A 6,662-nucleotide genomic window follows, 5' to 3' on the forward strand; every position below is an offset into this window, starting at 1 on the left:
TCGGGCCTCGCAGCCCTTGCGTTTCCGCTGCAGAACCCGCGGCTAGCGCCGTCGGCTCAGGGTTTTCGAAGGAGCCTGGGCTCTTACAGCCATCCCAGGGCAACCAGGCTGTAGCGGACGATCAAGCCGGCGACGACGACGCTGACCATGCTCATCAGCTTGATCAGAATATTGAGGCTCGGGCCGCTGGTGTCTTTGAACGGGTCGCCCACGGTGTCGCCAACGACGGCCGCTTTGTGAGCGTCGGAGCCTTTGCCGCCGAGGTGATCGGCTTCGATGTACTTTTTGGCGTTATCCCAAGCGCCGCCCGCATTGGCCATGTAGATCGCGACGCAGAAGCCGGTGGTCAGGGAGCCGACGAGCAAACCGAGCACGCCTCCGACGCCGAGCGAGAGTCCGACGAGGATTGGCAGCAGCAGGCCGATCAGGCTGGGGATGACCATCTCGTGCTGAGCCGCTTTGGTGCTCAGGGCGACCGGCCGCGCGTAGTCGGGCGTCTCGCTGCCGTCGAGAATCCCGGGGTGTTCGCGGAGCTGGCGGCGGACTTCCAAGACCATCCCTTGAGCGGCCCGTCCGACAGCTTTCATCGTCATCGCGCAGAACACGAACGTGGCCATCGCTCCCAAAAATAGCCCCACGATGACGCGGGGATTTAGCAGCGACGCGTCGTAGTAGGCGGTGAAGTCGCGGAGCGTGGCCGTGCGGAGGGGCACCAGCCGGGCGCCGCTAGCCGAGAACGCCGGAACGTCCTGGAGAATCGTGAACAGGGTATCGGGAAGCCGCGCCGGTTCGGTCGCCCGGGCGTCGAAGAGAGGCCAATCGGGTTTGACACGCGAATCGTCGACCACGGCCGGAAGAGCCAAATAGGGCGTGTTCTGGTCGTCGTGGCGGTGCAGGATGAAGCCGGGGGAGAGCTGATAAAATCCATCCTCGGTGATCTCCGCGGCGACCGAGTCGGACCAGCGGACAAAGCCGTCACGGACTCCTTCGACGTAGGCCGCCATCAACGCCAGCGCGGTGAGCGCGGCGGAGCCGATCGCGAACCCTTTGCCCGTCGCGGCGGTCGTGTTGCCGAGCGAGTCGAGCGCATCGGTGCGGCTGCGGACCGTCGGCTCCAAGCCCGCCATCTCCGCGTTGCCCCCAGCGTTGTCGGCGATCGGACCGTAGGCGTCGGTGGCGAGCGTGATCCCGAGCGTGCTGAGCATCCCCACCGCGGCGACGCCGATTCCATACAGCCCCAGGGCAAAATACTCGAGGTCGGTGAAGTTGCCTCCGTTGGCAAATCCGAACGCGGCCATGCTGGCCAGGCAGATCACGATCACCGGAACCCACACGCTGAGCATCCCGTCGGCGATCCCACCGATGATGATCGTCGCCGGCCCCGTCTCAGCTTGATCGGCCAGCCGCTGCGTCGGTTTGTATTCGTCGCTGGTCGAGTACTCGGTCCATTTGCCGATCAACCATCCCGCGGCGAGCCCCGTGATGATGCTCAACGCGATCCCCGGAATCCCAAAGATCGCGGTCCCGGGGATGACCGGGATCAGCCACCAAGCCAGCACGAATGATGCGACGACCACTAGGGCCGCGGCCAAATTGATCCCGCGACCAAGTGCGCCCAACAGTGCCTTTTGCGAGAGCTCCTCGCCGGTCCGCACGGCATAGATGCCGACGATCGAGAGCAGGATCCCGACCGCTGCGATCGCCATCGGAAAAACCAGGGCCATGATCTGGGCTTCCTGCCGATCGACGCTCGAAGGCAACTGCACGCTGGTGAACGCCGCCACCCCGAGCGCTCCGGCCGCCAGGATCGATCCGCAGTACGACTCGTAGAGGTCCGCTCCCATCCCTGCCACGTCGCCGACGTTGTCACCCACGTTGTCGGCGATCGTCGCCGGGTTGCGAGGCGAATCCTCGTGCATCCCCTGCTCGACCTTGCCAACCAAGTCCGCGCCGACGTCCGCCGCCTTGGTGAAGATGCCTCCGCCGACGCGGGCGAACAGCGCTTGGGCGCTGGCCCCCATCCCGAACGAGAGCATCGTCACCGAGATCTGTTCGAGCGAGAGCGGATCGCCGCCCAGGAGCGGGACGAGCCAGTACAGCACGGCGAACCAAAGCGTGATGTAGAGCAAACCCATCCCGACCACGATCAACCCCATCACCGCCCCGGAGCGAAAGGCGATCTGCAGCCCCGCATTGAGCGAGTGCTGCGCCCCGGCGGCCGTGCGGGCGCTGGCGTGCGTGGCGGTCTTCATTCCAAACCAGCCGCACAGCCCCGAGAAAAAACCGCCGGTCAGAAACGCGATCGGGACGAAACCGCTCTGCAGCTCGAATCCGAACGAGGCGATCCCCAGCAGCACGGCGACCAGCAGAAAGACGATCGTGACCAGCCGGTTCTGCTGCTTCAGATACGCGTTCGCGCCGTGACGCACGTTGCTGGCGATCTCTCGCATCAGCGGTGTCCCTTCCTCGGCCGCCATCATCTGGACGTAAAACCGGTACGCCCAGAGGAGCGCGATGACCGATGTCCCGAAGGCTAACATCCACACAATCGCTTCACGCATTGCTGCCGATCCTGAAAACCATTGTCGCGATAGAGACCACCGACCGCCCCTTTTCAGCCCCCGCGCCTCTGGTGCCCGAGGCACGCACCCATGACCCATCCCGGTGCCGCACTGGCCACCAGACGCGCGGGGGCTGTGGCGATACTGTAACCGAGCCGCAAGGGCAAAGGGTGAGCAGGGGGCGTAATTCGCGGGCGATCCGAATCAAGGGGCAATCGGAATCAAGGGGCGATCGGAATTAAGGGGCAATCAGGCAGCGGGCCAGCCGCGACGCGGCCAGCGGCGGTTGCACGACCGCTGCGGGCAGCCCATGGCGGCGGCGGATCGCAGCCGCCGCGCGGTAGCCGCTGAGCACGGCGCCCTCCATCGTCGCAGGCCAACCGGTCTGGACCCAATCGCCGGCCAAGTACAAGCCGGGCTGGGCGGTCTCGGTCGCCGGCCGCGCCGCCTCGACTTCCGGGCGGACCGAAAACACCGCCGCCGGATCAGTCACCACCCGCGACTGGAGACAGCGGATTGGACCCGCTGCGGGAAACAGGGCACGGAGATCGGCGACCGCTTCCTCCTCGATCGCCGCTCGCGGTCGCCCCCGCAGCTCCGCCGCCGCGCTGACGACGACCTGGTAGTAGTAGCCTTCTTCCGGGAGTGCCGCAGCCGGATCCCGCTCCCTATCGCGATCGGATTCCACGCCGCACGGATCGCGGAACACCCACTGGCTCATCCTGCCGATCAGCACCGCGTGTGGCAGTCGCGTCAGCGGTCGGTCCAACCACAGATGGATCCCCGAGATCGCGGAGCCGGGAAAGCCCCCGATCGCAGCGAGCCGTGGAACCGCGGCGGCCAGCGAGGAGCCTGCCAGCACTCGGGGCAGGGCGTGCCAAGGCGTGGCAAGGACCAGATCGTCGGCAGGCGTCGCCGGAGCGGCATCGGAGTGGACGGTGAAGCGGCCCGACGATTCGAGCTCGCAGCGGCGAACCCGCACGCCGTGGGTGATCCTCACGCCGGCCGCCGCCAGTTGTGCGGGGAGCCGGCGGCCAAAAAGTTCCGCCAACGGCTGTCGCGGGACGAGCACATCGGCGGCTCCTGGAGCGCGCAAAAACCCTTCGACAAAAACCTGCCGCGCCGGTGCGATGGCGACGCGGTCGACGTGGTCGCCGAGGGCGCTGGCGAGAACCACGTTCCAGAACTTGGCGATCGTCGGCTCGCTTTGGCCACGGCGCCGCAGCCAGTGGCCAAAAGTTTCGTCCCGGCTCGGATCGACTGCTACTCGCTTCATCCGCATCAGTCGCCACAAGCCGCGGCGAACTTCGCGGCGCTCCTGGGGCGTCAGGAAGTGCAGCCGAGAGAAGGCGGGAGCGAAGTGCAGCGGCGGGGGAAGCCAGGGGGCCGGAGCGAACGACGAGGGAGGCTTCTCGGCGGCGAGGAAGGTGAGTCGCTCGTAACGCTCGAATTCCCCCTCGAGGCCAGCCCAGTGGAGGAGGTGCAGAAAATTGGTGCAGCAGCCCATCGCCACGTGCTGGCAGTAATCGACGGCGGGGCCGCCCCCAGCGGCGGTGAATGAACCGGTGCGACCGCCCGTCTGCCGCCGCGCTTCGTAGAGCTCGATCTCGAGCGGCGTATCGGCGAGCGCGGCGGCGGTCGCCAGTCCCGCCAATCCGCCACCGACAATCACGACGCGTCCCAGGGCGTGCTGTTTCACTCGCTCGGATTCCCCAGCCGACGAAACCAGGGACCGACCAGATGCGAGCCGAGGATCCGCAGCCGATCGCGGTGGCGGAGTTCGACTCGCTGGCGGAAGACGGCTGCCGGATCCGCTTCGATCCGCTCGAGCAGACTGTGGTAACTGCTCCACATCATGCTGAACATGCGGCGGCCGTCGGGATGCAGGTGGTCGTGGATTTTCCAGCCGCGGTGGTAGTGCTGGCGAGCCCGTTCGGCGAGCTCGGCACAGACCTCGAGCAGGGCTGCCGAAGGTTCGGCGGCGAGGAAGTCGGCGTCGCTCAGACCGCGCCCGCCCCAGCATTCTCGTGGCAGGTAGATTCGGCCCCGCGCCGCGTCTTCGCGGATGTCGCGGAGAATATTGGTCCACTGAAACGCGATCCCGCAGTCGATCGCTGCCGCCCGCGGCAATGTGGGACGGTGACCCCAAATGGCTAGGCAAGCCAAACCGACGGCCGAAGCGACCAGATAGCAGTACCGCTCGACTTCGGCGATCGTCTCGAATCGCGTTTGGTGTTGATCGGCGATCACGCCGTCGATGATCTCGAGCAAGTGCTGCGGCGGAATCGCGTACCGAGCGGCCGAATCGGCCAGGGCCGGAAGAAGGTCCGCGGCGGCGGTGCGCACCGCGAGCGGCATGGCCGACTCGAGTGCGGCAGCGTCTTCGGCTGCGGTGACTTCGGCTGCGGTGACTTCGCCTGCGGTGACTTCGGCTGCGGCGGAGCTCAAGCGGCAGGCCGTTGCCGTTCGCCAAGCCTGCAGGTGTCGCTCGCGCTCGGCGGGCGGCCCGGGCGAATCGCCAAAGTCGTCGGTCTGGCGGGCGAACGCATAGAGCGCCGTCATCGCTCGCCGCTTGCCCCGCGGCAGCAATGCGAACGAACGGTAGAAACTGCTCCCCGACCGCCGGGCCAATCTTGCGGCGCAGCGGTGGGAGTGTTCGAGGTCGGTCGCGAAGCTGGCTGCCATCGAAGGAGTCACGTCCCGCTGGTTACTCGAGCCTGTCGCCGTGCGTGGAGCGAACCATCGCTCGCAGCATCATTGTCGCCTGAGTCCAGCGGCTGACCGTGGGCCGCCGACGCCAGACATCATAATCGGCTCGCCGAATCGCCCGTAGCGTCGCCAATCCGCCGGCTGCGATCAGCGACACGTCACGCCCGAGCCACCGCGGAACGCGGTCGACCAAGGGCCGCCCCCGGTGGAAAAACGCTTCGGCCCGCTCGACTTCAAACCGTAGCAGCTCGCACATCCTCCCGCTCGCTCGAGCATCGCCGAGCCGGGCTGGGTCGACGCCGAACCGGGCGAGATCCTCTGCTGGCAAGTAGACCCGCCCGAGTTCCGCATCGCGACGCACGTCCTGGCAGAAATTCGCGAGCTGCAGCCCCGTGCAAATTTCGTCGGCCAACCGAGCTCGCTCGGCGTCGAAGCTCTCGGCCAAGTACAGCACGAGGTGCCCGACCGGATTGGCCGATCGGCGGCAGTAGCCGTGCAGCTCGGCGAACGTCGCGTACTGCTGCACTTGGCGATCCTGCCGGAAGGCGGAGAGCAGGGCGAGGAACGGTTCGCGGGGAATCCGGAACCGCTCGATCGTCGGCCGCAGGGCGACGAACACCGGATGGGTTTTGGTGCCCGCGTCGGCTGGCTCTGAATAGCACTCGAGCAACCACCGCTCCCATTGGTCGAGGCGACCGAGACTCTCCGCATCGTCCTCGATCGCGTCGGCCAAATCGTCGGCTGTGCGGCAGTAGGCGTAAAGGTTGTAGTAGTCCTGCCGCAGCCGCCGGGGAGTCAGCAGCCCGCCGACGACGAAGTTCTCGTAGTGCGACAGCGCCAGCCGACGGGTCCAGCGGTGGGCTTCGCCAAGCGTGTACATCGAGCGTCGGTTGCGGGGAGGCTGGAGGCGATGGGGTCGCAGCCGTCTCATGGTACCGACCCTGCAGCCGCCGCGCCCGCGGTCGGGATCTGCCCGGCTGGGGCCCCTCTCCCTCAAACGGGGTCACAGCCCTTTGAGGAGGTTCGCCAAAGGGCGCAGGTTCGCTGGCTTTCCCGGCCGCGATTTGGTTCCCAGGTTGCCTCATCGCTCCCCGAAAGGGTCACAGCCTTTCGGGAGGGTTCGCCAAGCAGTGCAAGTTCTCTAGGTTTGCTAGTCACCGTAGGTTTCCTGGGTTCTCCGGGCGCCGCAAAGGAAGGAAGTGCCCCAAACGGGGTCACAGCCCTTTGAGGAGGTTCGCCAAAGGGCGCAGGTTCGCTGGCTTTCCCGGCCGCGATTTGGTTCCCAGATTGCCTCGTTGCTCCCCGAAGGGGTCACAGCCTTTCGGGAGGGTTCGCCAAGCAGTGCAGGTTTTCTAGGTTTGCTCGTCGCCGTAGGTTTCCTGGGTTCTCCGG

At 66.6% G+C, this 6,662-nt stretch carries 4 protein-coding genes; all 4 read right to left on the reverse strand.

Features of this window, described 5'->3' with window-relative positions:
- Positions 1-83: 83 nt before the first annotated feature.
- The 4 genes from GNK13_RS03730 to hpnC all read right to left on the reverse strand — a co-directional run bounded on the left by GNK13_RS03730 (position 84) and on the right by hpnC (position 6,201).
- Positions 84-2,561, reverse strand: coding sequence for a sodium-translocating pyrophosphatase (locus tag GNK13_RS03730; RefSeq protein ID WP_164101096.1), 2,478 nt, complete (start codon positions 2,559-2,561; stop codon positions 84-86).
- Positions 2,562-2,799: 238 nt separating this feature from the next.
- A complete protein-coding gene (gene hpnE, locus GNK13_RS03735) occupies positions 2,800-4,260 on the reverse strand; it encodes a hydroxysqualene dehydroxylase HpnE (RefSeq protein ID WP_164101097.1) in 1,461 nt (486 codons plus the stop codon).
- Positions 4,257-5,246 carry a phytoene/squalene synthase family protein gene (locus GNK13_RS03740; protein WP_203328908.1) on the reverse strand — a complete coding sequence of 330 codons (990 nt, stop codon included), beginning with the start codon at positions 5,244-5,246 and terminating at the stop codon, positions 4,257-4,259. Before GNK13_RS03740 ends, hpnE begins: the two co-directional genes overlap by 4 nt.
- A 22-nt stretch (positions 5,247-5,268) precedes the next feature.
- The gene (gene hpnC, locus GNK13_RS03745) at positions 5,269-6,201 is read right to left on the reverse strand and encodes a squalene synthase HpnC (protein WP_164101099.1); all 933 of its coding nucleotides are present in this window, start codon (positions 6,199-6,201) and stop codon (positions 5,269-5,271) included.
- Positions 6,202-6,662: the final 461 nt, after the last annotated feature.

The sequence above is a fragment of the Candidatus Laterigemmans baculatus genome (assembly GCF_010367455.1).
Taxonomy (GTDB): domain Bacteria; phylum Planctomycetota; class Planctomycetia; order Pirellulales; family Pirellulaceae; genus Laterigemmans; species Laterigemmans baculatus.

What these genes read in the sequence shown, in the direction of transcription:
- GNK13_RS03730 (WP_164101096.1), bottom strand. Translation starts at nt 2,561, where the DNA reads ATGCGTGAAGCGATTGTGTGGATGTTAGCCTTCGGGACATCGGTCATC.
- GNK13_RS03740 (WP_203328908.1), bottom strand. Translation starts at nt 5,246, where the DNA reads ATGGCAGCCAGCTTCGCGACCGACCTCGAACACTCCCACCGCTGCGCC.
- hpnC (WP_164101099.1), bottom strand. Translation starts at nt 6,201, where the DNA reads ATGAGACGGCTGCGACCCCATCGCCTCCAGCCTCCCCGCAACCGACGC.